At 72.0% G+C, this 26,904-nt stretch carries 26 protein-coding genes; 6 read left to right on the top strand and 20 right to left on the bottom strand.

All coding sequences use genetic code 11. The features are described from left to right. Positions 1 to 235 precede the first annotated feature (235 nt). The 7 genes from HUO13_RS37610 to HUO13_RS21605 form a co-directional block, all read right to left on the bottom strand. Complete coding sequence (locus HUO13_RS37610; protein ID WP_249123927.1) at positions 236 to 394, bottom strand: hypothetical protein; 159 nt, start codon at positions 392 to 394, stop codon at positions 236 to 238. Beyond that, a complete protein-coding gene (locus HUO13_RS37615; protein WP_249123928.1) occupies positions 394 to 810 on the bottom strand; it encodes a hypothetical protein in 417 nt (138 codons plus the stop codon). The genes HUO13_RS37610 and HUO13_RS37615 overlap by 1 nt, the downstream gene beginning before the upstream one ends. After that, entirely contained in the window at positions 807 to 1,085 is a 279-nt protein-coding gene (locus HUO13_RS21585) for a hypothetical protein (RefSeq protein ID WP_211896925.1), read from the bottom strand. Before HUO13_RS21585 ends, HUO13_RS37615 begins: the two co-directional genes overlap by 4 nt. Positions 1,086 to 1,096: 11 nt before the next feature. Continuing rightward, on the bottom strand, positions 1,097 to 1,876 hold the full coding sequence (locus HUO13_RS21590) for a DeoR/GlpR family DNA-binding transcription regulator (protein WP_211896926.1): 780 nt from the start codon (positions 1,874 to 1,876) through the stop codon (positions 1,097 to 1,099). A 9-nt stretch (positions 1,877 to 1,885) separates the two neighbouring features. Next, positions 1,886 to 3,190, bottom strand: coding sequence for an MFS transporter (locus HUO13_RS21595; protein WP_211896927.1), 1,305 nt, complete (start codon positions 3,188 to 3,190; stop codon positions 1,886 to 1,888). 234 nt (positions 3,191 to 3,424) lie between these two features. Then, positions 3,425 to 4,462, bottom strand: a complete 1,038-nt coding sequence (gene pdxA / locus HUO13_RS21600; protein WP_211896928.1) for a 4-hydroxythreonine-4-phosphate dehydrogenase PdxA — start codon at positions 4,460 to 4,462, stop codon at positions 3,425 to 3,427. After that, a complete protein-coding gene (locus HUO13_RS21605) occupies positions 4,459 to 5,712 on the bottom strand; it encodes a four-carbon acid sugar kinase family protein (RefSeq protein WP_211896929.1) in 1,254 nt (417 codons plus the stop codon). The genes pdxA and HUO13_RS21605 overlap by 4 nt, the downstream gene beginning before the upstream one ends. Positions 5,713 to 6,086: 374 nt before the next feature. Here HUO13_RS21605 and HUO13_RS21610 point away from each other — a divergent pair, with 374 nt between their 5' ends. Further along, positions 6,087 to 7,016: an oxygenase MpaB family protein gene (locus tag HUO13_RS21610; protein WP_211896930.1), complete on the top strand. Its 930-nt coding sequence runs from the start codon at positions 6,087 to 6,089 to the stop codon at positions 7,014 to 7,016. A 46-nt stretch (positions 7,017 to 7,062) separates the two neighbouring features. Here the strand turns inward: HUO13_RS21610 and HUO13_RS21615 are convergent, their stop codons facing one another. Beyond that, on the bottom strand, positions 7,063 to 7,698 hold the full coding sequence (locus HUO13_RS21615; RefSeq protein ID WP_211896931.1) for a LysE family translocator: 636 nt from the start codon (positions 7,696 to 7,698) through the stop codon (positions 7,063 to 7,065). 443 nt (positions 7,699 to 8,141) lie between these two features. Here HUO13_RS21615 and HUO13_RS21620 point away from each other — a divergent pair, with 443 nt between their 5' ends. Beyond that, positions 8,142 to 9,527: a dihydrolipoyl dehydrogenase family protein gene (locus HUO13_RS21620; protein WP_249123929.1), complete on the top strand. Its 1,386-nt coding sequence runs from the start codon at positions 8,142 to 8,144 to the stop codon at positions 9,525 to 9,527. 18 nt (positions 9,528 to 9,545) lie between these two features. Here HUO13_RS21620 and HUO13_RS21625 read toward each other — a convergent pair whose 3' ends face one another. The 6 genes from HUO13_RS21625 to HUO13_RS21650 all read right to left on the bottom strand — a co-directional run bounded on the left by HUO13_RS21625 (position 9,546) and on the right by HUO13_RS21650 (position 16,897). Continuing rightward, positions 9,546 to 10,778 (bottom strand): sensor domain-containing protein, encoded by a 1,233-nt coding sequence (locus HUO13_RS21625; RefSeq protein WP_211896933.1) that lies wholly within the window; start codon positions 10,776 to 10,778, stop codon positions 9,546 to 9,548. 71 nt (positions 10,779 to 10,849) lie between these two features. Continuing rightward, positions 10,850 to 12,130 carry an alpha/beta fold hydrolase gene (locus HUO13_RS21630; RefSeq protein ID WP_211896934.1) on the bottom strand — a complete coding sequence of 427 codons (1,281 nt, stop codon included), beginning with the start codon at positions 12,128 to 12,130 and terminating at the stop codon, positions 10,850 to 10,852. Between the two features lie 68 nt (positions 12,131 to 12,198). Continuing rightward, positions 12,199 to 13,263 (bottom strand): hypothetical protein, encoded by a 1,065-nt coding sequence (locus HUO13_RS21635; protein WP_211896935.1) that lies wholly within the window; start codon positions 13,261 to 13,263, stop codon positions 12,199 to 12,201. 31 nt (positions 13,264 to 13,294) lie between these two features. Continuing rightward, positions 13,295 to 14,902, bottom strand: coding sequence for an OPT/YSL family transporter (locus tag HUO13_RS21640; RefSeq protein ID WP_211896936.1), 1,608 nt, complete (start codon positions 14,900 to 14,902; stop codon positions 13,295 to 13,297). Positions 14,903 to 14,929: 27 nt separating this feature from the next. Continuing rightward, the gene (locus tag HUO13_RS21645) at positions 14,930 to 15,700 is read right to left on the bottom strand and encodes an IclR family transcriptional regulator (RefSeq protein ID WP_211896937.1); all 771 of its coding nucleotides are present in this window, start codon (positions 15,698 to 15,700) and stop codon (positions 14,930 to 14,932) included. Between the two features lie 39 nt (positions 15,701 to 15,739). After that, on the bottom strand, positions 15,740 to 16,897 hold the full coding sequence (locus tag HUO13_RS21650) for an MFS transporter (RefSeq protein WP_211896938.1): 1,158 nt from the start codon (positions 16,895 to 16,897) through the stop codon (positions 15,740 to 15,742). Positions 16,898 to 17,132: 235 nt separating this feature from the next. Between HUO13_RS21650 and HUO13_RS21655 the strand changes: the two genes are divergently transcribed. Then, on the top strand, positions 17,133 to 17,726 hold the full coding sequence (locus tag HUO13_RS21655) for a TetR/AcrR family transcriptional regulator (RefSeq protein ID WP_211896939.1): 594 nt from the start codon (positions 17,133 to 17,135) through the stop codon (positions 17,724 to 17,726). A gap of 18 nt (positions 17,727 to 17,744) precedes the next feature. Here the strand turns inward: HUO13_RS21655 and HUO13_RS21660 are convergent, their stop codons facing one another. Together HUO13_RS21660 and HUO13_RS21665 are read right to left on the bottom strand one after the other, a co-directional pair. Continuing rightward, complete coding sequence (locus tag HUO13_RS21660) at positions 17,745 to 18,632, bottom strand: enoyl-CoA hydratase-related protein (RefSeq protein ID WP_211896940.1); 888 nt, start codon at positions 18,630 to 18,632, stop codon at positions 17,745 to 17,747. A gap of 11 nt (positions 18,633 to 18,643) precedes the next feature. After that, positions 18,644 to 19,600, bottom strand: a complete 957-nt coding sequence (locus HUO13_RS21665; protein WP_211896941.1) for an SMP-30/gluconolactonase/LRE family protein — start codon at positions 19,598 to 19,600, stop codon at positions 18,644 to 18,646. Positions 19,601 to 19,785: 185 nt separating this feature from the next. Between HUO13_RS21665 and HUO13_RS21670 the strand changes: the two genes are divergently transcribed. Beyond that, positions 19,786 to 20,472: a histidine phosphatase family protein gene (locus HUO13_RS21670; RefSeq protein WP_211896942.1), complete on the top strand. Its 687-nt coding sequence runs from the start codon at positions 19,786 to 19,788 to the stop codon at positions 20,470 to 20,472. Here the strand turns inward: HUO13_RS21670 and HUO13_RS21675 are convergent, their stop codons facing one another. Beyond that, positions 20,473 to 21,990, bottom strand: coding sequence for an acyl-CoA synthetase (locus tag HUO13_RS21675; protein WP_211896943.1), 1,518 nt, complete (start codon positions 21,988 to 21,990; stop codon positions 20,473 to 20,475). Positions 21,991 to 22,561: 571 nt separating this feature from the next. Between HUO13_RS21675 and HUO13_RS37625 the strand changes: the two genes are divergently transcribed. Continuing rightward, positions 22,562 to 22,747: a hypothetical protein gene (locus tag HUO13_RS37625; protein WP_249125246.1), complete on the top strand. Its 186-nt coding sequence runs from the start codon at positions 22,562 to 22,564 to the stop codon at positions 22,745 to 22,747. 2 nt (positions 22,748 to 22,749) lie between these two features. Here the strand turns inward: HUO13_RS37625 and HUO13_RS21685 are convergent, their stop codons facing one another. Continuing rightward, positions 22,750 to 23,514, bottom strand: coding sequence for a 3-hydroxyacyl-CoA dehydrogenase (locus HUO13_RS21685; protein ID WP_211896944.1), 765 nt, complete (start codon positions 23,512 to 23,514; stop codon positions 22,750 to 22,752). 167 nt (positions 23,515 to 23,681) lie between these two features. On the opposite strand from HUO13_RS21685, the gene HUO13_RS21690 reads away from it, so the two are divergent. Continuing rightward, positions 23,682 to 25,250: a long-chain-fatty-acid--CoA ligase gene (locus HUO13_RS21690; RefSeq protein ID WP_211896945.1), complete on the top strand. Its 1,569-nt coding sequence runs from the start codon at positions 23,682 to 23,684 to the stop codon at positions 25,248 to 25,250. Positions 25,251 to 25,265: 15 nt separating this feature from the next. Here HUO13_RS21690 and HUO13_RS21695 read toward each other — a convergent pair whose 3' ends face one another. Together HUO13_RS21695 and HUO13_RS21700 are read right to left on the bottom strand one after the other, a co-directional pair. Continuing rightward, on the bottom strand, positions 25,266 to 25,892 hold the full coding sequence (locus HUO13_RS21695) for a TetR/AcrR family transcriptional regulator (RefSeq protein WP_211896946.1): 627 nt from the start codon (positions 25,890 to 25,892) through the stop codon (positions 25,266 to 25,268). 7 nt (positions 25,893 to 25,899) lie between these two features. Next, positions 25,900 to 26,901, bottom strand: a complete 1,002-nt coding sequence (locus HUO13_RS21700; protein ID WP_211903037.1) for a helix-turn-helix transcriptional regulator — start codon at positions 26,899 to 26,901, stop codon at positions 25,900 to 25,902. Positions 26,902 to 26,904: the final 3 nt, after the last annotated feature.

The following is a 26,904-nucleotide window of genomic DNA, read 5'->3' on the forward strand; positions in this document are numbered from 1 at the left end:
CCGCGGGAAAACGTGACCACAGGCGGGTTATTCCGTTCGTCTCCGACGCCGACCCATGGCTGGTTCACCCGAACAGGCCGAGGTTATCAGCGCGAACTCCCCCGCGTTCGGCGGAAACCTCGAAGGTGTGACTGCGTTGAGCATCAGCAAGATCGCCTACATCGTCGGATCATTGCGTTCCACGGCAAGGGATAACGATCAACTGTCGACTTCGGACTCACGGTCCGCGCGGTCGTCAGCCGACGTGCACCAGGGGGCGCCGGTGCGGATCGGGCTCGGCGCGACGCAGCACCTCGCGGGTGAGCGGAGCGATGTCGCCGCCACCGGACATGAGGTAGCTGACCAGGAACTTGAACGGGTTGCCCTCGGTCCACCGGAAGTACACGTGCGACATCACGCCCCTTCTCGTCGCGGATGTCCAGGAGCACGGCGGCGATGGCGTTGGCGACCGAAGGACTTCCCACCCGCAGCACGCGGTACCCGGCGACCCGGTGTCCGCCGACCTCGAGCGCCGACTCGAACTCCGAGGTGCAGCACGACGGCATCCTGGTGGCGGGCGAGGAAGTCGGCGGCCCACAGGTCCAGCTGCCTGGCGCGCAACGCGACGAGGTACTGGTTGGCCGAGGGCTGCACGACCCAGCGCATCCTGGCGAAGTTGTAGTCGATGCGCCGCACCGCCTCGTCCGCGGCGCGGTCGCCGAGGATCGAGTGCGGCGAGCGGCTCTCGCAGGCACGCAGGTAGAGCGTGCACAGCATCGTCCACTCCACCGTCCACCAGCGGATCCCGGTGAAGTCGGCCTTGCCGGTCATCGGCCGTCCCTCCTCCGCGCGCGGTAGTCCTCCCACCGTCGCATGAACTCATCGCCCACGTCCTGGGCGGCGAACTCGCAGAAGTCGCGCAGATCCGCCAGGCGCTCGCGCTGGTCGGCGCGGTCCTCGCCGACCACCGACAGCCCGAACTCGGCGGCCTCGGCCCCGGCGCGCAGCCGGGCGAACTGCACTCGCAGCACCTGCGTGAAACCACCCGGCGTGAGGCGGTAGTGGTGCTGCCGGGTCGCCGACGGCAGCCGCTCGACGACCCCCACGTCGGCGCTGGTCAGGAAGTGCTGACGACCAGCAGCGACCGCAACGGGTCGGTGCCCAGCGCCTCGACCGCGTCGGGACGGCCGTCGTCGACCACCAGCGTGTGGTGGCGGTCCAGCGGGGTCCAGTACGCGAACGGCGCGTGGTCCAGCTTGGAGTTGTCCATGAGCACGTAGGAGTTGCGGCCCGCGTGCAGCATCTGGTGCTTGAGCTGCGCCTGCTCCAGCGTCGGCGAGCAGATCCCGCGCTGCGCGGTCAGCCCGTCCGCGCCGAGGAACACGTGGTCCGGGGCGATGTGGCGCAGCTGCTGCTCGGCCGAGCGGCCCAGGATCGCCTCGTTGGGGTAGCGCAGCCGCCCGCCGAGGATCACGAGCTCGATGTCGGGGCTCTCGGCCAGGGCCAGCACGACCGTGAGCCCGTTGGTCACCACGGTCAGCCCGGAGCGGTCGGCGAGGTGCCGGGCGACGCGGCTGGTGGTGGTGCCCGCGTCCAGCAGCACCACCTCGCCGTCGGCGACCAGCTCGGCGGCCGCCCGCGCCACCGCGTCCTTCTCGGCGGCGTTGCTGGCGTCCTTCTCCCGCAGCGTGCGCTCCACGCTGTGCGCGCTGTCCAGCGCCCCGCCGTAGGTGCGGACCACGTGGCCCTCGCGGGCCAGCTCGGAGAGATCCCTGCGGATCGTCGACGAGGAGACTCCGAACTGGTCCGCGAGCTGCTGGATGCTGCCCTCGCCGCTGCGGACGGCGTCGAGCAGCAGCGTCCGCCGCTGGGTGGTCGTAGGCCGGGGCACGGTCACGATGCCACCCTACGGGCGAGCCGACTCGAGGTCGGCGGCCACCGGCGCCGGCTCCGGCCGCGCCGCGGGCCGCAAGCCCGCCAGCGTCACCACCACCGCGGCGGCCAGGAACCCGGCCAGCACCACGAACCCGGTGGCACTGCTGCCCGTGGCGTCGGTCAGCCAGCCGACCAGGTACGGGCCCAGGAACCCGCCGAGGTTGCCCAGTGCGTTGATGAGCCCGAGCGCCACGGCCACGACCTCGAAGCGCAGCACCGTGCTCGGCATCGCCCAGAACGGCCCGTACGGGGCGTAGACGCCGGCGGCGACCACGCACAGCAGCAACATCTGCTGCCACGCCGGACCTTGCAGCCACTGGCCGAGCAGCATCGCCGCGGTCGCGACCACCAGCGGCACCGCCACGGCCAGCCTGCGGTTACCGGTGCGGTCCGACCACAGCGCGATGCCGGTCATGCTCAGCAGCGCCACGGTGTAGGGGATCGCGGTCAGCCATCCGACCAGAGCCGCGTCGCCGTCGCCGGTCATCGTCTTGACGACCGAGGGCAGCCACAGCGAGAAGCCGTAGAAACCGGTCATCCAGAAGAAGTAGACGACGATCAGCAGCAGCACGGTCGGGTTGCGCAGCGCCTCCCCGTAGCTCTGCTGCCGCCCCTTCGGCTTGGCCGCCTCCTCCTGCGCGAGCATCGACTCGACGTGGTCGCGCTCGGCCGCCGAGATCCACCTGGCCTGCGCGGGCCGGTCGGCAACGGCGAACCACCACACCACGGCCCAGATCAGCGGCGGCAGCCCCTGCACGACGAAGACCCACCGCCACGACATGTGTTCGAGCATCCAGCCCGACAGCGGCGACATCAGGATCGCCGAGACCGGCAGGCATGCCATCCACAGCGCGTTGGCCCTGGCCCGCTCGCGCTGCGGGAACCACGAGGCCAGCAGGATCAGCACCGCGGGCCACACGCCGCCCTCGAACACGCCCAGGACGAAACGGGCGATGTGCAGCTCCAGCTCGCTGCGCACGAGACCGCAGGCCATCGCCGCCAGCGACCACGTGACCATCAGCCACAGCACGGTCTTGCGGCTGCTCCACCGCGCGGCGAGGATCGCCGCCGGGATCTGCAGCAGCATGTAGCCGATGAAGAAGATGCCGCTGGCCATGCCCTTGGCGCTCGCCGAAAGCGGCAGGTCCTGGCCGACGTAGGGCAGGATCAGCGAGACGTTGGTGCGGTCGATGTAGGCCAGCATGTACATCACCGCGGCGACCGGGATGACGAAGACCCATCGCTTGCTGGGCGCGGCAACGCCGTTGTTGCTCATGTGGAACTCCTGAAGGCTGTCTTTGATCTGTGAAGCGGCGCAGCCGCTTGGCCCACCCCCTCAACCAGCACTGCCGCCGGTTCTCAGACGTTCTCCGGCGAGGACAGCTTTTTCGCGGCGTATGGGCTGATACGTGAGAAAAAGATCCCGGAGCCAGAGGACGCCCGAGGTTCTGCCACCCGCGCCGCCACGCAGGTCGAGTTCGAAGACAGGCATTGAGGGGTGGTGACCGGGTCAGCGGGCCTTCGGCGGGTAGACCTCGCGCAGGCGGCCCGCGAACGGCGCCAGCTCGACGGCCGCGCGGAACGCGGAGCGCATGGTGCCGGGGTCGGCCTGGCCGGTGCCCGCGATGTCGAACGCGGTGCCGTGGTCGACCGAGGTGCGCAGGATCGGCAGTCCGACGGTCACCGACACGGTGCCGTCGAAGTCGACCGTCTTCGAGGCGATGTGGCCCTGGTCGTGGTAGAGCGACAGCACGCCGTCGTAGCGGCCCTGCAGACCCTGGTGGAAGACCGAGTCGGCCGGGATCGGCCCGAAGACGTTGAGCCCGTTGGCGCGCGCCTCCTCCACCGCGGGGGCGATGGCGGTGATCTCCTCGTCGCCGAACTTGCCGTTCTCACCGCCGTGCGGGTTCAGCGCCGCCACCGCGAGCCGGGGCTCGCGGGTGCCGAAGACCTCCAGTGCGGTGTATGCCTCGCGGATCGAGTGCGCGATGTTCTCCTTGGTGATCGACTCCACCGCCCGGCGCAGCGACATGTGCCGGGTGGCGAAGAAGATCTTCAGCCCCTGCACCCAGAACATCGTGTTGAACCGGTCGGATCCGGTGAGCTCGCCGAGCATCTCGGTGTGGCCGAGGTGTTCGGAGCCCGCGGCCCAGATCGCCTCCTTGTTGATCGGCGAGGTGACGATCGCGTCGACGTCCTCCTCCAGCGCGGCCCGGGTCGCGGTCTCGATGGCCGCCACCGCCGAGCGGCCCGCGGTGCCGTCGACCTGGCCCCACGGCAGGTCGGCGGGCGAGATGCCCAGGTCCAGGATGTCGATCGCGCCCGGTTCGAAGCGGGCCTGCGACACCTCCGAAACGGTGTTGACCTCGACGTCCAGGCCGCAGACCTCGACGGCGCGGCGCAGGGCCGTGGCGTCGCCGACCGCCAGCGGGCGGGCGGTCTCGGTGGCCTCGGGTTCGGCCAGCACGCGGGCGGTGATCTCCGGGCCGATGCCCACCGGGTCACCGAGGGTGACGGCCAGGATCGGGCGGGCGGTTCCGTTGCTCACTGCGGGATTCCTCTCTGTTGTCCGGCGATGGTGGTGATCAGGTGCTCCAGGCAGGCGACCGCGGCCGTCCGGTCGCCGATCAGGCCGCCCTTGGTGGCGAAGGGCAGCCCGTCGTGCGGACCGCCGACGAGCCGGCCGGCGACCGCCAGCGGCAGCACCTCGGTGTCGATGGCGAAACCGGAGCTGCCCAGGGCCTCGGTGGTGGCCTCGGCGATGTCGCCTCCGGTGGCGTAGAGACCGCCGAAGACGCCGTCGTCCAGCAGCATCGCGGTGGCCTCGGCCAGGACGCCGGGGATGCGGGCGGCCAGCGCCGGATCAGCGGGGGCGCCCGGCCCGGGCGGGACCGTCCGGATGCCGACGATGCGGCTTCCGGTGCGCGCCAGCTCCCGGGCCCGGTCGGCGATGGCGCGGGGGTCCAGGGCGTCCAGCGTCACGTCGACGAAGCGGGCGCCGAGCACCTGCTCGGTCTCCAGGACCTGGTCGTGGGTCGTGGCGGTGATGCTGCCGACGACCGCCAGCACCGGCCGCAGCGCCCGCACCCCGGGGCCGATGCCCAGCGCGGTGGCCAGCCGGACGGCGAAGGGGCCGCTGTCCACCGACAGCCAGCGCGCCCCGCCCGCGTCCTGCACCCGCGCCGCCGCGTCGGCGATCGTGCTCAGGTGCGCGTTGGTCGTCGCGTCGCAGACCACGAGCTCGGCGTCGGTGGCGCTCAGCGCCTCGGCGACGGACCCGGCACCTGCCTGCACGACGTCGATCGGGACTTCGGTGATCGAACGCCGCGTGCCCTCGCGCAGCAACGTCGCCACCCGTGACGAACTGACCGGGTTGAGCGGGTCGCGGGCGGCGAAGGTCTCGGCCAGCGGCACGCCGTCCACCAGGTGCAGGCCGCCCACCGTGGTGCGGCCCGCGTCGGGGAAGGCCGGGACCACCAGCGCGCGCGTGCCCGGCTCCAGCACCTCGAACAGCGCGTCGACCTCAGCGCCGACGTTGCCCCGCAACGTGGTGTCGACCCGCTTGACGACCAGCTCCGCGAACGGCGCCGCCAGCGCCGCGTGCCGCACGCGCTCGCGGGCGGCGTCGGCCGCGGCGTGCCGGGTGCCCAGGTTGAGCACGACGACGTCGGCGTCCATGGCGCAGGGCACCCGTTCGACCCCGCTCACCGAGATCGTCCGGAGCCCGGCGCGCGCGAACCTCGCCCCGGTCGCGTTGCTGCCGGTGAGGTCGTCGCCGATGACGAGCACCTGAGGCACCGTCGCCTCCCCTTTTGCGCGAACCGCGCGACTGCCGCGCGGTTTCGTGAGTAGAGACTGAACTACATGCGCGATCCAGTCAATAGAGTTGCTCAACTTGCGCAACTTCGGTCGGAGCGTGGCGCCGCTCGCTACTACCAGGGTTCGGGTTCGCGCGCGTCGCCGCGACCGGCCGGAGAGACGAGGCCGCCAATGGAAGAAGAAGTTGCTCAGCGCCGGATTCCGTGGCGCCCGGCAGGACTGCTGGCGCCGCGCGGCGCCCAGGAAAGCCAGATTGCCGCACGTCGTGATCGGCTACCCCGTGCAGCCGATTGACCACCAGGTGGGCCGATCCTACGGTGACGACGGCCGTCCTCAGCCCGAACGGAGCGCCGATGCCGAGCGTGGACGATCCGCGACCGCTCGGCCCGGATTCGCTGACGTGGAAGTACTTCGGTGACTGGCGGGGTCTGTTGCTGGCCCTGTGGGCGGGCTCGATGCAGAACATGCATCCCCAGCTCGGCGCGGGCGTCGAGGAGCACTCCCGGTTCTTCGACGAGCGCTGGCAGCGGCTCTTCCGCTCGCTCTACCCGATCGGCGGGGTGGTCTACGACGGTCCGCGCGCGGCCGAAACCGCGCGTCAGGTGCGCGGCTACCACGACACGATCAAGGGCGTCGACCGCCACGGGCGGCCGTACCACGCGCTGAACCCGGAAACCTACTTCTGGGCCCACTCGACGTTCATGATGCTGTCGGTGCTGCTCAGCGAGTATTCGGGGGAACCGTTCGACGAACGGCAGAAGGAGCAGGTCTACGCCGAGGGCGTGCAGTGGTACCGGCTGTACGGGATGAGCATGCGCCCGGTGCCTCCGGACTGGGGCGGCTTCCAGCACTACTGGGACCACATGTGCGCCGAGGTGCTGGAGGTCAACAAGGCGACCCGCGACGTCCTCGACATCTCCGGAATCGGCAAGCCGCCCCTGCTGCGCAGGCTGCCCGAACCGTTGTGGCGGCTGGCGAGAATCCCCGTCGCACGCGGGTTCGTGTGGCTCACCGTGGGGCTGTACCCGCCGGTCGTGCGCGAAAGACTCGGCTACCGCTGGACTTCCCGCGACGAAAGGACGTTGCGCGTGCTCGGCCGGCTGCTGGCGCTGGTGTGGCGACTGGTGCCCTTCGAACTGCGATACCACCCCAGGGCTCGCGCGGGCTGGCGCCGGGAGCGCGGCCTTTTCCGGACGGACGCGCCGCTGGTCGAAACGCCCGCGCGCAACCTGCCTCCAGCCGAGCATCGCGACGACCCCAAGCACTACTCGCCCTCGGTCTGAGCCGGGCGCGGGCGCCGCGCCACCCGCACGCCGCGCCCGAGCGCGTCTAGGACTCGACCGCGACCCGGAGGCCGAGAGCGACCATGACGCCGCCGGTCACCCGTTCCAGGACCTGCATGACGCGCTTGCGCGTCAGCACCGCCCGCATCGCGCCGACCAGCCACGACGTGACCCGCCACCACACCAGCGCGACGACGAGGAACACCAGGGTGAGCACCGCGGAGGTGACGATCCGCGACTCCCCCGGCGAGATGAACTGCGGGAGCAGCGTCAGGAACAGCAGGATGATCTTCGGGTTGAGCAGGTTGCTCACCAGCCCCTGCCGGAACGCGGTCCGGCGGTCGATGGCCGTCTTCGGCGCAGCGGGCAGGTCCAGCGCCACCGGTTCGTGCCGGTGCCGCCAGCTCTTCCACAGCGTGGTGGCCCCGAGCCATACCAGGTAGGCCGCGCCCGCCAGCTTGACCACCATGTACGCCTGCGCCGAGGCGGCGAACAGCGCCGAAAGGCCGACCACCGACGCCACCGCGTGCACCAGCAGGCCGCTGCAGCAGCCCAGGCCCGTCCACCACATCGCCGTTGTCCCGCCGCGCAGGCTGTTGCGCAGCCCGAGCGCGAGGTCGGGGCCGGGCACGATGGTGAGGACGATGACGAACAGCAGGAACGGGACCAGTTGTGAAGGCACGGCCCCACACTAGCGTCCTGCCCCGACAGCGCTGGCCCGCAAAAGCGATCGTGATTACCCACGAAGCGATGGCGGTTCCCCGCGAAACGATGGCGGCTGCCCACGAAAGGACGGCGGTGCCCGCGACCACCTGCGGTGCTCCGGCCCGCCCACGGCTGGGTTCCCGCGGTGGACGACCCCCGTTCAGCGAGGCCAGGGTCGCCCACAACCGCTCCCACGGCCGTTGCCGGTAGGCGGTACCGGTGCACCGTCCGCGCCCGGTGCCGTGGTCGCCGATTTCCGCGCTTCAAGAGCCGTGATCAACCGGGCCGTGGAGCACAGTGATCCGGGCGAGTCCGCGTCGGCGCGCAACGGCGTTCCGGCGGCACACGGCCGCCTCCGCGTGCGCTCCGCGCCCGGGGGTGCTGGGCTGGGTGGGCCAACGTTGGGGAATGGAGGTCCACATGGACGCCGAAGAGGTCGACGTCGTGGTCATCGGGCTCGGGCCCGGTGGTGAGGACGCCGCCGCGCGCCTGGCCGCGGCGGGCCTGTCCGTGGTCGGGGTCGAGTCGCGGCTGGTCGGCGGCGAGTGCCCCTACTTCGCCTGCGTACCGACCAAGATGATGGTGCGCGCTTCGGACGCGCTCGCCGAGGGGCGGCGGGTCGCCGAACTGGCCGGCTCCACGCAGGTCCGGCCCGACTGGACCCCGGTGGCCGACCGGATCCGCGACGAGGCGACCACCGGCTGGGACGACGCGGCGGCCGTCCAGCGGCTGGAGAAGAGCGGGGCCCGGTTCGTCCGCGGGTTCGGGCGCATCAGCGCGCCTGCCGAGGTGTCGGTGTCGACCGACGACGGCGACCGGGTCTTCCGGACCCGGCGCGCCATCGTGCTCAACCCGGGCACCGAACCGCTGGTTCCACCCGTCGACGGCCTGCGGGACTCGCCGTACTGGACCAACCGCGACGCCGTTCGCACCCGCGAGGCCCCGGAGTCGCTGCTGGTTCTCGGCGGCGGCCCGGTCGGTGTCGAGTTCGCGCAGATCTTCGCGCGGTTCGGGACGCGGGTCGCGGTGGTGGAGCACGGGCCGCGGCTGCTCGGCCCGTTCGAGCCGGAGGCGTCGGAACTGCTGGAGTCGGTGTTCGCGGCCGAGGGCATCGACGTCCGCACCGGCGAACGCGCCGAGTCGGTCGCCCACGACGACGACTCGTTCACCGTCCGGCTGGGCTCCGGTGCCGAGCTCACCGCGCAGCGGCTGCTGGTCGCCACCGGCCGCCGCACCGACCTCGCGGCGCTGGGCGTGGCGGCGGTCGGGTTGGACGAGCAGGGCAGGACCATCGACGTCGACGTGCGGATGCGCGCGACCGACGGGGTCTGGGCCATCGGCGACGTCGCCGGGCGCGGGGCGTTCACCCACACCTCGGTGTACCAGGCGCGCATCGCGGCCAACGACATCCTCGGCCAGGGCCACGAGAACGCCGACTACCGGGCGGCGCCCGCGGTGACCTTCACCGATCCGGAGGTCGCCATGGTCGGGCTCACCGAGACCGCGGCCCGCGATCGCGGGCTGCCGGTGGTCACCGCGACCACCGACATCCCGGCCTCGCCGCGCGGGTGGATCCACAAGGCCGGCAACCAGGGGCTGATCAAACTCGTCGCCGACCCTCGGCGCGGGGTGCTGGTCGGCGCCACGGTGGCCGCGCCCGCCGGTGGCGAGATCCTCGGCGCGCTCGCGGTCGCCGTGCACGGTGAGGTCCCCGTCGAGCGGCTGCGGCACATGATCTACGCGTACCCGACCTTCCACCGCGCCATCGAAGCCGCGCTCGCCGAGCTCCCCGCGTCCGGGAGCTGAGCGGCAGGCGCCGAAGCGCTACCTCGGCTCGTCCCCGAGGCGCCGGTGCGCCTGCTTGCGGGTGTACATGTCCCGGTCGGCCTCGTGCAACAGCGTCTCGGGCGGCGTGACGGCGTTGTCGGTGGTGGCGAAGCCGACGCTGGCCCGCAGCCGGACCGACACGCCGGAGACCGTGATCCGGGTGTCCAGCCGCTCGGCGACCCGCCGGTGCAGCGCCACCGCCGACTGCTGGTCCGGCAGCAGGCTGACCACCACGAACTCGTCGCCGCCCAGGCGCGCGACGGTGTCGCCGGAGCGCACGACCCCGAGCAGCTCCTGGGCGGCCACGGTGAGCATCTGGTCGCCCAGCGCGTGGCCGTAGCGGTCGTTGACCGGCTTGAGCTGGTCGAGGTCGGCGACGATGACCACCAGCACCCCGTTGCCCCCCGCGAGCTGCTGCAGGCCGTGGTCCAGCCGGTCGGCCAGCAGCGCCCGGTTCGCCAGCCCCGTCAGCGGGTCGTGCAGCGCCAGGTGCGCCAGGTGGGCGTCGACCAGCCGCTGCTCCCCCATGTCCTCGTACTGGCTGACCAGGTAGGCGGGCAGGCCGTCGGCACCCGGGACCGCGGTCGCCCTGATCAGCATCCAGATCGGGTGGCCGTCGCGGTGGCGGTAGCGCTTCTCCACGCTCACGGTGTCCTTGCGGCCCTCGATGAGATCGGCGAGCGCGGTCATGCCCTGCTGTTCGTCCTCCGGGTAGGTGACGTCGTTGAAGGAGCGCGACAGCATCTCCTCCCGCGCGTAGCCGAGCATCCGGCACAGGGTGTCGTTGACCGCGGTCCAGCTACCCTTGAGGTCCAGCAGGGCCATCCCGATCGGGGCGTTGTGGAAGCTGCGCTGCCACAGCAGCTCGGCCTCCCGGCGGCCGGTGATGTCCTGGGCCTGCGAGAGGAAGTACTGCGGGCGGTCGGCGCTGTCGCGGACCACGGTCCGCGACAGCAGCACGAAGATCACGCCGCCGTCGGAGCGCACGTAGCGCTTCTCCAGCACGGCCTCACCGACCAGCGGCCCCTCGTCCACGTCGTCGGGGTGGGTCACGTCGCGGTAGTTCAGCCCGATCAGCTCGTCGTCGGTGTAGCCCAGCAACCGGCACATCGCTTCGTTGACGTACAGGTATTTGCCCTGCAAGTCCATGATCGCCATCGCAGCGACCGACTGGTCGAAAACGCGCTGCCACGGCACACCGTTGGCGGAGTTGGGGCCCGAGGCTGACATGAGAACTGCACAATAGCCGCCATGCCCCGGGCTCGCAGGTGAGGCGGCCGGTGATGATCACCTCAACGGGTTCATGCCTCGCCGCGGTTCATCGCCAGCAGGCGGTCCAGCACCGCGCTGCCGGCCTTGAGCCCGTCGTGCTCGTACTCGTTGGTGACCCACACGCGCGCGCCGCGCACCCGCTCCGCCGACTCCAGCGCGTGGTCGCGGTCGACGAACATGTCGTCGTGGTAGACCGCCGCGGCGACCGGTACGTCGTTGGCCGCGAGCCGGTCGAGGTCGTAGAGCGCGGGCCAGTCGTCCTTACCCGCCAGCAGGTCGGCTGCGTCCTTCAGCGGAACCAGCGCGGGGTCCTGCTCGAAGAACCAGGGGTAGATCATCTCCCCGGTGAAGTTGACCCGCGAGGCGCCTGCCAGGTCGAACTCGGCGAACTCCGCCCGCACCCGGTGCGCCGACCATTCCGAGGCCGTGTGCTGGCAGTAGATCGCCTCGTGCAGCACCGCGTACAGGGGCCGCTCGGCGAAGGAGACCACGGCGTCGACGCCGCGCAGGAAGGTGTCCGACAGCTCCGGGCCGGTGGGGCCCGCGACGAACGCCTCCTCCAGCAGGTAGTGCAGGGCGTCGAAGCGAGCGGCCTGGCCGAACTGGATGCCCAGCGTCTGGAACCGCTCGGGCGTCAGGCGGTCGCCGGAGGGCAGCGGCACCTCGTGGGACGCCAGGTGTTCCACCACCCGCCGCGCGATCTCCGCGTCGGCCGGATACCGGCCGTAGTAGGCGTCGTTCTTGGCCAGCACGCGCGGGTACGCGGCGCGGTAGACGTCGTCGGCGTGCCCGGTCAGCGTCGGGATGCCGCCGGTGATGAGAACCTGCCGGAGCCCGTGCGGTGCGTGGGAGAGGTAGGTCAGCGCGCAGAAGCCGCCGAAGCTCTGCCCCAGCACGCTCCACGGGGCGCCGCCGGTGAGCTGCTCGCGCACCAACTCGGCATCGCGCACGATCGAGTCCGCGCGGAACAGGCTCAGGTGCTCGGCCTGCTGCTTGGGAGCAATCCCCGCCAGGGTGATCCGGCCGGCGGGGGTGCTGCGCCCCGTCCCCCGCTGGTCCAGCAACAGCACGCGGTAGTCCTGGAGCGCGCGGCCGAGCCAGGCGCTGGTGCTCAGGGGGCGTTCGGCCTTGCCACCCGGCCCGCCCTGCAGGAACAGCAGCCAGGGCAGTTCCTGGTCCTGCTTGCCCGGTGCCACCACCTCCCGCCCGAAGACCTCGATCTCCCCCGCGCCAGGGTCGCCGTGGTCGAGCGGCACGTGGAAGACGTGGTCCCGGGCGACCAGACCGGGCCTGTGGTAGCTGGCTTGCATCCGAACTCTCCTTGGTCGTCACGCGCGGGTGCGCCCGGCGGCCGGCCGGGCGCACCCGCGTTCGGCGGTCAGTAGCCGGGGGCGCCGATCTCGCGGCAGATCGCCACGAGCTCCGGATGAACGTAGCGCCCGTCGAGCTCGATCACCTCGCCGTCGAGGTGGATCGTCGGGCCGAGCACGCTGCCGTCGGTGTGCGCCGCGGCCACCCACGGCTCGCCGCCGATCCAGGCACCCTTGGTGCCGATGCCGATCTCGACGCAGCCGAACACGCGCTCGTCCTCGACGATGCGCCCGGTGGGCCGGGTGACGCCGGGGTTGAAGCCGAGCGACCAGTGCGCCAGCCGGAACATGTTCGGGTCGCCGAAGGACTGCATCCAGGCGCGGAACACCTCGGCGTCGCGGTCACCGGTGATCTCGGTGACCACGCCGTCCTCCACCACGCAGCGCACCGGCGTGCGCAGCAGGCCGATCTCGGCGGGCGGCCACAGGGCGCCGTCGAAGACCAGCACCCCGTTCTGGGTCTGCTCCACCGGGTTCCAGGAGATCTGCCCGGAGAGCATCACCGTCTCGCCCGGCTTCTCCGCGGGCTTGCCGCGCAGGTTGATCGGGCGGCCCTGGTTGCGGCCGACCAGGTCGGTGCCGTTGGCCGAGCTGATGCGGACCTCGTCGGCCTCCTCCAGCAGGCGCACCAGCGTGCGGCCGAGCCGCATCACGCCCTCGAAGTCGGGGCGCCCGACGGTGTCCACCAGCATCGGGACGTCCATGCCGGTCAGGTTGGTGTAGCGCACCCCGTTGGCGATGGCGGTCCGGAACGCCTCGCTGTGCATGATGTAGGCCAGGCTGTACTCGATCCACACGTCGGCGTTCGCCACCGCGCCCGCCACCGGGGCCGGGGGCTCCATCGCCGAGCTGGGCCGGGTGTCGTACCAGACCACGGTGGGCACCGCGCCCGCGGCGGCCACCGCCTGCGCGGTGACCTCCACGACGCGGCGGTCGGTCGAGGTGTCCCCGGTGATCACGACCTGCTCGCCCGGCTTGACCAGCATGACCTGCTCGACGAGCTTGCGGGCGCCGACCGCTGCCTCCCACGACAGGTACTCCGGCCGGGACTCGATGCGGCTCACGACTTCCACTGCGACTCCTTGTTCGGTGTTGCCCGCCCGATCAGCGGGTTTCCACGATGCGGCTGGTCGAATACAGCGCATCGCCCGCGATCAGGCCTGCGCCGACGAGGTTGAGGTCCTCCCCGGCTCGTTCCCCGCGAAGCCGGCCGTAGAGCACCCGGACGAGCAGTGCCCCGAACACCAGCCAGCAGGCTTGGGGGGTCGAGATGAGCAGACCGGTCGCCAGCAGCACGCCCATCTGCCTGCTCGGCCCGCCCAGTAGCTGGATCAGCGCGCCGGGGACCGCCCACGACAGCAGCGTCACCATGATGTCGGGCTCGGAGAGCCCCGCCTCGATCGTCGCCGCGTAGACCTCGGCCACCGGCGGGATCAGCCCGTCGCCGAAGAACGACTGCCACGACACCGCGACCGCGACGGTGGCCACGGCGAAGCCGACGAGCGAGGCCAGGTACTGCTGGAGGCGGCCGGAACGCTCGAACACGTCGTAGGGGCGGTGGTCCCGGCGCAGGATCCACCCGGCCTTGAGGTCGTATCCCATGTCGGCGAACGCCGGTCCGGTGGCCGAGCAGTAGCCGACGAACAGCGCCAGCGGCACGGCGGGCACGCCGGCGACCATCCCGAGGACCAAAAAGATCAGGGTCACCGCGAAGGCCGGGAACCAGCCGGAGTGCATCGCGGCCAGTCCGACGATCAGCTCGTGCACGATCGCCGCCAGCGCGGCAACCAGCACCCACGCGACGAGGGCGGGCGGTGACAGCTCGCCCAGCAGACCACCGGCCAGCGCCACGACGGCCGCGCCGAGCACGAACAGCGCGTATCCCTCCAGGACGCCCCGGCGCAGCCGCCGCTCGTCGACCTGCGGCAGGGTGCTGGGGTCGACGTCGGCGGCCGGGCGCTGCCGCTGCCCGCGGAACATCAGCACCGCGGCCTGCCCGAGCGCGACCAGCCCGGCGCCGATCATCACGCCGTGCGGGATGTAGACCTCGTCGAGCTCCACGCCGAACCAGGCCGGGCTGTACTGGCTGAACAGCAGACCGATGCCGAACATCAGCAGCGCCCACAGGTTGCCGATGAAGGCCACGCCCGCCGCCGAGACCGGGAGCTTGAACAGCGATCCCGCGAACCCGGCCACGGCACCCAGCGCGAGCACCACGGCCCGCCTGCCGCCGCGGTCACCGGCGAGGATCGTGTCGGCAGCGGCGACCCCGGGCGGCCACGCGGCCTGCGCGGGCAGCAGGCGCGAGTTGAAGATCCGGTACAGCACGTAGGAGTCGGCGAGCAGGCCGATCGCGACGCCTGCGAACACCGGCCACACCAGGTCGGGCCTGCCGAAGGCGAAGGGCACCGCGATCGGGGCGAGCAGCGAGTTGGCGGCGGCGAAGGTGGAGCCCGAGACCGCGCTCTGCACCAGGTTCTGCCGGTGGACCGAACGCATCCGCCGCAGTCCGGCGACGTTGATCCGGCCGATGATCATCGCGACCAGCGCCCCGATGACCGAGGTGTTGGCAGAGATCCCGAGCGTGGTGATCAGGTGCATCCCGATGACCGCGCCGACCACCGACAGCACCGTGGTGAGCACCAGCACCGTCGGTTCGAACGCCCTGGGGTGGGTTTCCTCCGAGCGCGCCGGGGAGGTGGTGGTCACCATGAGCAGCCTTTCGCCGGCAGCGGTCGGTCAGTTCGCCGAGTCGCTCGGCGCCATGCGCACGGCCAGCTCCCCGGCCGCCGCGCGCAGCGGCGCGGCCAGCTCGTCCACCCGCCCGGAGACCCGGTCGGACGGACCGATCAGCGTCAGCGACGCGACGGTCGCGCCGCCGAGCGCCAGCGGCACCGCGATCGCACCCACGCTCGCGTCGAACTCGCCGTCGGACACCGAGACCCCGGTCTCGCGCACCTGCCGCCACCGCTGTTCCAGCTCGGCGTAGGTGGTCGGGGTGCTCGCGGTGTAGCGGGTCAGCGGCTCGGGGCCGAACAGCTCGCGGACCTCCTCCGGCGGCTCGGTGGCGAACAGCGCGTGCCCCGAGCAGCCGGCGTGGCCGGGCATCACGTGCCCGACGATCGCCGAGTACGTCAGCGGACCACCGGCGTCGACGGCGGCCACGGTCCGGTAGGAGCCGCCGTGCGCGACGTTGAGCACGGCGCTCTCCCCGGTCTCCCTGGCCAGCTTGGCCAGCACCGGCCGAGCCAGCGGACTCATCGCGCCGCTGCGCTCGGCGACCCGCGCCAGCCTGCTGACCGCGGGCCCCAGCCGGTAGCGGCGGGTTTCCGGGTCTGCCAGCACGAAACCGCGGCCCGCCAGCGTGGCCAGCAGGCGCTGCGCGACGGACTTGTCGAGGTCGAGCCGGCGGGCGAGCTCGCTCACTCCCCACTCCGGCCGGTCGTCGGTGAACGCGAGCAGGACCTGCAGGGCTCGGTCCGCGGTCTGCAGCGTGCTCGTACCGGCCACCCGAAATCCTCCGCTGTTGGGATATACACAACGGTGTCTCTATTTACGCACCGTTGGAGGTACGGTGCGCTCACCGGCGACGTTTGTCAACACCCGGGGCCTGTGCCGCCGCGGCCGGACCAGCAGGGTGAGAGCGGCGATCGCGGCGGTGACCGAGAAGGCCGCGTCGAGCCCGTGGTCGGCGGCGAGCACCCCCAGCGCTGCGGGGCCGCATACCGTGCCGAGCCCGAGCGAGACCAGTGCCGCGCTCAGCCCGGCCGTCGGCCGCTCCGGGAAGATCTGGTAGCTCCAGACGGCCAGCAAACCGGAGCCCGCCATGAAGGCGGCCCCGTAGAGCAACGCGGACGCGCACACCGCCACCCACGATCCCGGCGCGAGCCCGAGCAACCCCGCGGCGCAGGCGAGCGCGCCGAAGATCAGCGCGTGTCCCGCGCGCAGACCACACCGTCGCAACACCGTCCCCGCGAACAACCCGCCGATACCGGAAACCCCGGTGAGCGACCAGAAAACCGGCGCGATGTCGTACGCCGCCCTCGCCGCCGACGACACGGCCACCACGGCGAACGACCAGTAGACCGCGCCCACCACGCCATAGGAGAACGCGGTCAGGTGCAACCGTGCCGCCCGCGGAGCCAGAAACCCGCGGATTCCGCGCTCCGCCCTGCGCTTTCCACCGCGACCCGCCGGCACGGCGACGAAGTTGTAGGCGGTGACGAGCAGAGCGATGACGGCGAAGACCAGCCAGGCGGAACGCCACTGCTCACCTCGCGCTCCCATGGCCATCAGTCCGGCGACCACAACGCCGAACGCCGTACCGGTCGGCAGCAACGCGAGCACGGTTTCCCGCCGCTCGGGCGGGACGACCCGGTCCACGGCATCGGAATAGGGCGACCAGACCAACGCCGGACTCGTGCCCGCCAGCACCAGGCCCGCGACCAGCGCGACGGGTTCGGCTGCCAGCGCCACCGTCGCCATCCCCGCAGTCGCCGCGAGCCCGCCGCTCACGACCAGAGCCCGCGATCCGACCACGTTCGCCAACGTCCCGACCGCGACCAGGGCGCACAGGTAAGCCAGGTAGGTCGCGCTTCCGATCCACCCGACCACGACCAGGGAGAGCCCGAACTCCCGTTGGATGCCGGGCAGGAACAGCCCGTAGCCGTAGCGTGCGAGGCCGAACCCGACCCCGATCGCCGCCACCCCCGCGGTTCCTACCCGCCAGGCGGGACTCACCGGCGACTCCGGTGGCCGACGCCGTGCCTGATCCCGTGACCGGCGTGAACTCCGCGGGCCAGATCGGCCAGGACCCGCAGCAGGGACTTCGACAGCATGCGCATGGGCGCGCTCCTTCCACTCGCACCCGCTAGTAGACAGACCTGTCTACCTAATGTCAATGCTATGGTCGTACCCAGCCCGACGAACGGAGACCGACGACGTGGCCACGACCAGCACACCCGCCGGAGCGCGGGGCGGAGCCCGGCCATCGGCGCGCGAACGACTGCTCGACGCCGCGGGCGAGCTCTTCTACCGGGACGGCATCCGGGCGGTGGGCATCGACGCGGTCATCGCGCGCGCCGGTGTGGCGAAGATGAGCCTGTACAAGCACTTCCGCTCCAAGGACGACCTCGTGGTCGCCTACCTGGAGCGCCGCGAGCAGCGCTGGCTGGAGCACTTCCGGTCACGGATGCGCGAGGCGGGCACCACTCCCCGGGAACGCGTGCTGGCGGTGTTCGACGTGCTCGCCCGCTGGACGGAGAGCGAGAACCCTCGCGGCTGCGCGTTCATCAACGCCTATGTCGAGCTGGCCGACGCTCACCATCCCGGCAACGCCGTGACCAGGGCCGACAAGGAGTGGCTGCGCGCCTACCTGACCGATCTCGTCGCCGAAACCGGCGCACCCGCCCCGGAAGCGCTGGCCGCCCAGCTGTTCCTGTTGCTGGAAGGCGCGTTGGTGACCACGGCGATGGGCACCGTCGATGGCGCGATGAGCAGTGCGCGGGCCGCGGCGGAACGCCTGCTGCCCGGCTGACCGCCGGGCCGCGCGGGCTCACATGCCGCCGGGGCGCTGCGGCCACTCCGGGATGAAGCCGGGGTAGTCCCGGCTGACGCGCATCGGGAAGCGGGCCTCGCGCTTCTCCAGGAACGCGGTGACGCCTTCCGCCGCGTCGGCCCCGGCACCGAGTTCGTGCATGGCCCTGGAGTCGAGCCGGTGAGCCTCCCAGGGGTTCGACGCGCCGAGCATGCCCCACAGCAGCCTGCGGGTCACCGCGACCGAGACCGCGGAGGTGTTGTCGGCGATCTCGCGGGCGATTTCCCGCGCGGTGGCAAGCAGTTCGCCGTCTGGCACGACGCGTGAGACCAGCCTGCCGCGCAGTGCTTCCTCCGCACCGAAGACCCGGCCGGTGGCCGCCCACTCCATCGCCTGCGAGATCCCGACCACGCGCGGCAGGAACCACGTCGAGGCCGCCTCGGCGACGATCCCCCGGCGCGCGAAGACGAAACCGAACCGCGCCGACTCCGAGGCCAGGCGGATGTCCATCGGCAGCGTCATGGTCGCTCCGACCCCGACCGACGCGCCGTTGATCGCCGCGATCACCGGCTTGCGCGACGCCGCGATCCGCAGCGACACGGTTCCGCCGCCGTCCCGCGGCGCGCCGTCGACCTCTCCGAGGTCCTCGTGGGCCGCGCGCCGGTGCTCGCTGCCCGCGTTGAAGGTGTCGGCGCCGCCACCGAGGTCGGCACCGGCGCAGAAGGCCCGGCCGGCACCGGTCACCACCGCCACCCGCACGTCGTCGTCGGCGTCGACGGCGTCGAACGCGTCGACGAGCTCGGCGCGCATCACGGCGGTGAAGGCGTTGAGCCGTTCCGGCCGGTTCAGCGTGATGGTGGCGACGCCGTCGGCCACCTCGAAGGTGATCTGCTCGTAAGTCGTCATCGAACCGCCCGTCAAGAGGTGGACATCGAATCTCGCGCCCCGGCCGCGCCGTGCTCAGCGCCGAAGTTCAGCGGCAGGCCCGGGCGGTCCCACTGCGCGGCGTAGAGCTTGCCGAGCCCGGAGGAGGTGATGTAGGCGGTGCGCAGATCCGGCCCGCCGAAGCAGATGTTGGTGACGTAGTAGTCGGTTTCCGGAGTCCGCACGACGTCCTCGAGCGCCCCGTCCGGACTCAGCACACTGATGGCGCCGGTGATCAGCGTCGCCACGCAGACGTTGCCCTCGGAGTCCACCGCGAGCGAGTCCAGGAGCTGGTAGCCGCCGAACCCGTGCAGCAGCGTGGCACCCGCCGGCCCCGGGCCCGGCGCCCGCCGAAGCCTACCGGGCGCCTCGATTTCCCAGTACCAGACTCGTCCGGTCATCGTCTCGGCCACGTACACCCGCTCGCCGTCCGGGGACAGGCCGACGCCGTTGGGGTCGTGCAGCGGGTAGGCGATCTCCTCGATTCTCGAACCGTCCACTGTGGCGTAGTACAGCCCGCCGCGGTCGGAGTCGCGTTCCCGGCGCTTGCCGTGGTCGGTGAAGTAGAAGCCGCCGTCGGCGTCGAACACGAGGTCGTTCGGGCCACGCAGCGGGTGGCCGCCGGCCGACGTGCACACGTCGGTCACCTCGCCGTCGAAGGTGACGCGCTGGACGCGTCCGCCGAGGTAGCCGTCGGGCTGGTTGCCCGGTGCGAGCCGTCCGCCGCCGCGGTGCCAGTCGAACCCGCCGTTGTTGCAGACGTAGACCGCGCCGTCGGGGCCGATGGCCGCGCCGTTGGGGCCGCCACCGCAGTCGGCCACCACCGAGACCGATCCGTCGGCGGCCACCCGCGACAGGGTTCCCCGCTCGATCTCGACCACGAGCACCGAGCCGTCGCCCAGGGCGACCGGGCCTTCCGGGAAGCGCAGCCCGCTGCTGATCTCCCGCACCCGCGACCCCTTCCGCCTGCGACCGCAACGACCATAAGCATGACTAAGCATCCGGCACAAGAGTCCGGTCACGCACCCGGGTCGGCCACTGTGGACACCGGTGCTGGCCGCATGCCCGATGCGCGTGGATACTGGCGGCGCCGGCCCCGACCGGCAGGAAGCCCCGAACCGAGGAGTCGTACGAGATGACCGAATACCGCCAGCCCCGGTACCGGCCGCCGGAGGGCTCCACCGAGTTCCTGCTGATCCGGCACGGGGAGTCGGCCCGGGCGGTCCCCGGCAGGCCGTTCGCCCTGCTGGACGGGCAGTCCGACCCCGACCTCGCGCCCGAGGGCCGCGAGCACGCCCGGCGGGTCGCCGACCGACTCGAGCACGAGCGGTTCGACGCCCTGTACGTCACGACGCTGCGGCGCACCGTCCAGACCGCGGCTCCGCTTGCCGAACGCCTCGGCATGACCCCGCTGGTGGAGGCTGAGCTGCGCGAGGTCAACCTCGGCGAGTGGGAGGGCGGCCTGTTCCGCAAGCACGTGGCCGAGCGGCACCCGGTCAGCCTGCGCATGCACGCCGAGGAGCGGTGGGACGTCATCCCCGGTGCCGAGGAGGCGCAGCGCTTCCGGGAACGGGTCCGCGGCGCGGTCGAGCGCCTCGCGGCGGCCCACCCCGGCCGGCGGCTCGCCGTGTTCACCCACGGCGGCGTGATCGCGCAGGTGCTGGCGCTGGCGGCCGGGTCGCGCCCGTTCGCCTTCCTCGGCGCCGACAACGGCTCGATCTCGCAGGTCGTGGTCGATGGCGAGCGGTGGACGGTGCGGCGCTTCAACGACACCGCGCACCTGTCGCCGCGGCTGGACCCCGGCGCCGCGCCGCTCACGTGATCACCGGCAGCGCCGCATCAGCTCGCCCTTGACCAGCTTGCCCGTGGGCGTGCGGGGCAGGCTGTCGACGAAGTCGACGGCGCGGGGCGCCTTGTAGTGGGCGAGCCGGGACCGCACGTGCTCGATCAGCTCGCGCTCCAGCCCCGGCCCCGGCTCGGCGCCCGGGGCCGGCTGGACCACGGCCCGCACCGCCTCCCCCATCTCCTCGTCCGGCACTCCGATCACCGCGACGTCGGCTATGGACGGGTGGAGGGCGAGGACGTTCTCGGTCTCCTGCGGGTAGATGTTGACGCCACCGGAGATGATCATGAACGCTTTCCGGTCGGTCAGGTGCAGGAAGCCGTCCTCGTCGAGGTAGCCGAGGTCACCGGTGGTGGTCCAGTTCGGGTGCAGCGGGTGCTGCGCCGACCGGGTCTTGTCCGGGTCGCCGTGGTACTCGAACGGCCGCTCGTCGCGCTCGAAGTAGATGGTGCCCACCTCCCCCGGCGGCAGTTGCGCGCCGTCGTCGGCGCAGACGTGCACGGTGCCGAGCACCGCCCGGCCGACCGAACCCGGTTTCTCCAGCCAGGTCTCGGAATCGATGACGGTCATGCCGATCCCCTCGGTGGCGGCGTAGTACTCGTGCAGGATCGGGCCCCACCAGTCGATCATCGCCCTCTTGACGTCCACGGGGCACGGCGCGGCGGCGTGGATGGCGACGCGGTGGCTCGACAGGTCGTGGCGTCTGGCGCTCTCGGGAAGCTTGAGCATCCGCACGAACATCGTCGGCACCCACTGGCTGTGGGTGACGCGGTGGCGTTCGATCGCCCGCAACGCGTCCTCGGGGTCGAAGTGCTCCATCATCACCAGCGTGCCGCCGACCGCATGGACCGATGCCCCGAACCGCAGCGGTGCGGCGTGGTAGAACGGCGCGGGCGAGAGGTAGACGGTGTCGGGGCCGAACCCGTACAGCGACCGCGTCAACGGCGTGAGGTGGTTGTCGCCCTCGCTGACGTCGACGTCGCGCAGCGGAGCCCTGATCCCCTTGGGGCGCCCCGTGGTTCCCGACGAGTAGAGCATGTCCCCGCCTCGCGGCTGCTCCGCCGGAGGCACCGGCGACGACACGGCCAGCGCCGACTCGTAGTCGCCGTAGCCGTCGACCGGGCCGCCGTAGGCCAGCCGGGTGCCGACATCCGGCAGCGCGTCCACCAGCCGCCCGGCCGGTTCGTCCAGCGCCGCGGAGACGACCAGCGCTTTCGCCTTCGAGTCGGCCACGATGTAGGCGACCTCCGCGGCGGTGAGGTGTCGGTTGACCGCGGTGAGGTAGAGCCCGGATCGCACCGCGGCCCAGTAGACCTCGTAGGCGTGGATGGAGTTGTCGGTCAGCAACGCCACGGTGTCACCGCGGCTCAGCCCGGACTCGCGCAGGAAGTGCGCCAGCCGGGTGGAGCGTTCCTCGAGTTCGCCGTAGGTCGTGCTGCGGCCGGACCCGGCCATGACCAGGGCCGTGCGGCCGGCCGGATGTGCACCTGGATACATGCGGACCTCCTTCGCGTCCTCCGGGCGATGCCGGCGTCGTGTGCAGGTCAACCGGAAGTGCGTCGCTCGTGGCGGAGTACCCTGGCGCGGTGGTTCGAGCCCGGACAGCCGCCCGCCCCCAGCAGGTCGCACGCACTCAGCAGGCCGGGCGCAGGCGCACCCGGCAGGAGCGCACCGCCGACAGCCGTGCGCTGATCCTCGACGCCGCCGTGGAATGCCTGGTCGAGCACGGCTGCGCCGGTGCGTCCACAGTGGTCGTCCAGGCCAGGGCCGGGGTGTCGCGGGGCAGACTGCTGCACCACTTCCCGTCGCGGGAGGAGCTGCTGGTCGCCGCCGCGCAGCACCTGGCGGCCAACCGCCTGGTGCGCACCGAGGAACGCGTGACCCGCCTGCTCGCCGGGGTGCCCGAGGGACCGGAGCGGATGGATCGCTGCATCGAGCTGCTGTGGGAAACCTTCCAGGAACCGCCGTTCTGGGCCGCCATGGAACTGTGGACGGCGGCCCGGACCAACCCCGCGCTGGCAGCCGCGCTCCTTCCGCAGGAGCGCGGCTGCGCGGCGCGATCCGCTCGGTGGCCGACCGGATCTGGGGTCCGGCCGTGTGCTCGCACCCGCTCTACCCGCAGTTGCGGGAAGTCCTGTTCACCAGCATGCGCGGGGCCGCGCTGGCCTACGCCTTCGAGGACCGCTCGGCGGCGACCGATCCGCACCTGGAGTCGTGGAAGACGATCGCCCGCAGCCTGCTGTTCGGCGGCTGACACTACCGGGGCGCCATGCGGATCGCGCCGTCGAGGCGGATCACCTCGCCGTTGAGCATCGGGTTCGACACGACGTGCTCGGCCAGCGCGCCGAACTCGTCCGGGTCCCCGAGCCGGGCCGGGTGGGGCACCTGCGCGCCCAGCGACGCCTTCACCTCCTCGGAGGCACCGGCCAGCAGCGGTGTGTCGAACAGTCCGGGCGCGATGGTCACGACGCGGATGGCGTGCTCGGCCAGGTCGCGGGCGGCGGGCAGCGTCATGCCCACGACGCCGCCCTTGGAGGCCGAGTACGCCGCCTGCCCGATCTGCCCATCGAAGGCGGCGACCGAGGCGGTGTTGATGACGACCCCGCGCTCCTGGCCGACCGGCTCGTGGCGCAGCATGCGCTCGGCGGCGAGCCTCAGCACGTTGAACGTGCCGACCAGGTTGACGTTGACGATCCGGCTGAACGCATCCAGCGGGAAGGGTCCTTTCCTGCGACTGACCACCCGCATGGCGTTGCCGGTTCCCGCGCAGTTGACCACGATCCGCAGCGTCCCGGCCGCGTCGGCCGCGTCCAGCGCGGCACCCACCTGCTGCTCGTCGGTGACGTCACCCGCGACGAACCGCGCTGCCGCGCCGAGGTCGGCGGCCACGCGCTCCCCCGCCGAGTCCGGCAGGTCCAGCAGCACGACTCGCGCTCCGGCGGCCACCAGCCGCCGCGCGGTCGCGAGTCCGAGTCCTGAAGCGCCACCGGTGACCAGGGCGACGCTGCCCGAGATGTCCATCGCTCCTCCTCGCCGAGAACCGAAGCATGGGTGGTGATCGTTCCTACGGCATCGGGCTCGGCCACCACAAGAGCGCGCCGGCGGACCAACAACAGTCAGCCTTGACGGTCGCGCGCCGGCGGGACACCATGATCCAGGTCACATCACCCTCACCGCCGAGGACGACGATGACCGACACCGCGCACCACGCCACCGGCCTCCTGACCGGCCGGGGCATGACGATGAGCGACCAGCTGTCCCGGCACGCCCGCAAGATCCCCGAGTCCGGTGCCCTGAGTTTCGAGTCCGGAACCCGCACCTACCGCGAGCTCGACGACCGCGTCTCGCGGCTGACGAGCGCGCTTCGCTCCCGGGGCGTGCGCCCGGGTGACCGGATCGCGGTGATGTGCCTGAACGGCCTGGAGGCCGTGGAGACCTACCTCGCCTCGGTGCGCCTGGGCGCGATCTGCGTGCCGGTCAACTTCCGGCTGGTCGCCGGCGAGGTGGCCTACCTGCTCGGCGACTGCGAGCCCGCGGCGGTCGTCGCGGACGCGGACTTGGCACCCACCGTCGACGCCGCGCTCGCGGCCGCGCCGTCGGCGCACACCTGCCTGCTCATCGGCGGGCACGGCGACCGCGACTACGAGCGCGCGGTCCGCGAGTCCACTCCGGACATCCCGGAAGCCACTGTGGACATCCAGGACCCGGCGTTCATCATGTACACCTCGGGAACGACCGGGCGGCCGAAAGGCGCCGTGCTCACCCACTCCAACCTGCTGATGCACGCCTTCAGCAGCATCACCCACCTCGGCGCCCCCGCCGACGACCGGGTCGGTCTCAGCGGCGCCCCGCTGTTCCACATCGCCGGTCTGGGTGCCGTCTCGACGAACCTGCTGCTCGGCGGCCGCTCCGTCCTGGTGCGCTCCGGCCGGTTCGACCCGGCCGAGATGGTGGACCTGCTGGCGCGGGAACGGGTTTCCAACTGCTTCTTCGTGCCCGCGCAGTGGCAGGCGATCTGCGCGCTGCCGGATCTCGCCGACCGGGACCTGTCGGCCCTGCGGCGCATCTCGTGGGGCGCGGCACCGGCGTCGAGCACCCTGCTGCGGACGATGATCGACACCTTCCCGCGGGCCGAGGTCGTCACCATGTTCGGCCAGACCGAGTGCAGCCCGGTCACCACCGTGCTGCGCGGCGAGGACTCCGTGCGCAAGATCGGCTCCGTCGGCACCCCGATGCTCAACGTCGAGGTGCGCGTGGTCGACGACGACATGAACGACGTGGCGCGCGGCGAGGTCGGCGAGATCGTCTACCGCAGCCCGATGGTCATGCGCGAGTACTGGGGAAAGCCCGCCGAGACCGCCGAGGCGTTCCGCGGTGGCTGGTTCCACTCCGGCGACCTCGTGCGCGAGGACGAGGACGGCTACTTCTACGTCGTCGACCGCAAGAAGGACATGATCATCTCCGGCGGCGAGAACATCTACTGCGCCGAGGTGGAGAACGCTCTCGCCACACACCCCGGGATCGCCGAAGTCGCGCTGATCGGCGTCCCGGACCCCCGCTGGGGCGAGACGCCGCTGGCGGTGATCGTGCCCCGGGACGCCGACAGCCCGCCCACCGCCGCCGAGGTGGAGGCGTGGTGCCGCCAACGACTCGCCGGGTACAAGTGCCCGCGCCGGATCTCGGTCGTGGCCGAGCTGCCCCGCAATCCCAGCGGCAAGGTGCTCAAGACCCGGCTGCGCGCCGAGACGGGAACCTGACCGCCCTCCCGGCGATCACCGCCTGGTGTCCGCGACCGCGATCCCGTCGCGCAGGATGCTGACGTACTGCTCGGCGATCGCGGTCAAGGTCAACCGCCCTCGCGGGTTGTACCAGTGCACCGACGTCCAGACCGCGTCGCGGATGAAGCGGTAGGCGAGCTTGACGTTGAGATCCGCGCGCAGCACCCCGGCGCGCTGTCCTTCCCGCAGCACCCGCGTCCAGGTCCGCTCGAAGTCGCCGGCCGCCGCCCGCAGGTAGGCGAAGCGGCCGGAGGTGGCCAGGTGGTTCGACTCGTTCTGCAGGATCACCACCGCCGCCCGGTGCCGGTGCACGGTGCGGAAGGACTGCCGGACCAGTCCGGCGACGCGGTCGCGGGCGTCACCGGTCCCGGCGAGCACCCGCTCCTGGGCCCGCCGCTGGGAGTCCAGGAAGTCCCGCAGGATCTCGTCCACCATCGTCTCCTTGGAGTCGAAGTGGTGGTAGAGGCTGCCGGACAGGATGCCCGCCGCGTCGGCGATGTCGCGGACCGTGGTGGCCTGGAACCCCCGGCGGGCGAACAGGTCCGCGGCGATGGCCAGCAGCTCGGCGCGGCGCCGCGAGCCGCTCGGCCCGCGCGTGCCGGACGGGCGCTTGGAGCTCACCGGGCAATTATGGTCCGGGCGCGGGGTCCGGCGAGTCGTGCCGAGGCCCGTCGTCGCGGCCGCCTGCTCTGCCCGCCGCGTTCAGGAACCGCTCGGCCGCGCGCACGAGCTGGTCGGCGAGCTCGGGCGGGTGCACGACCTCGAAGTCGACCTCCAGCGCTCCGAGCAGGAACGCCAGCGAGTGCAGGGTGTCGGCGCCGAAGTGCAGCAGGCACATGCGGTCGTTCACCGGTTCGATCCGCCCGTAGTTGGTGGTCTGCCGGGCGACCTCGGAGTCGGCGGGCACCGCCAGGCGCACCGTCGCCTGGTACGGCCACGCGCGTGCCACGCCACTGGCGACGAACGCGGCGGCGTCGGGCATCTCCCGGGGCGCGAACCGCGGACCGGTCGGGACGCGGGTGCGCATGCGGTCCACGCGGAACGTGCGCCAGTCCTGCCGCTCGAGGTCCCACGCCACCAGGTACCACCGCCTGCCCCAGGTGACCAGCTGGTGCGGCTCGGTGACACGCGGGGTCTCCTGCCCGTCGTGGGCGCGGTAGTCGAACCGCAGGCACTGCCGGTCGCGGCAGGCCGTGGCGACCGCGGTGAGCTCGCCTGCGTCGACCGACGGTGCCCCGGGCGCCTCCACCGTGCGGACCTGCAACGACTCGATGCGCCGCCAGAGCCGGTCGGGCAGCACCTGCTCCAGCTTGACCAGCGCCCGCAACGCGGTCTCGCCGACTCCGGCCACACCGCTGCCTGTCGCCGTCCGCAGCCCGACGGCCACCGCGACCGCCTCGTCGTCGTCGAGCAGCAGCGGGGGCAGCCTCGCTCCCGCGCCCAGCCGGTAGCCACCGGCCCTGCCCATGCCGACCGAGATCGGGTAGTCGAGACCGCGGAGCTTGTCGACGTCCCTGCGGACCGTCCGGGCACTCACCCCGAGCCGCTCGGCGAGCTCGGCGCCGCTCCACTCGCGGCGGGTCTGCAGCAGGCTCAGCAGTCTGAGCAGCCGCGCTGAGGTTTCCAACACGCC

Source organism: Saccharopolyspora erythraea (assembly GCF_018141105.1).
Lineage (GTDB): Bacteria > Actinomycetota > Actinomycetes > Mycobacteriales > Pseudonocardiaceae > Saccharopolyspora_D > Saccharopolyspora_D erythraea_A.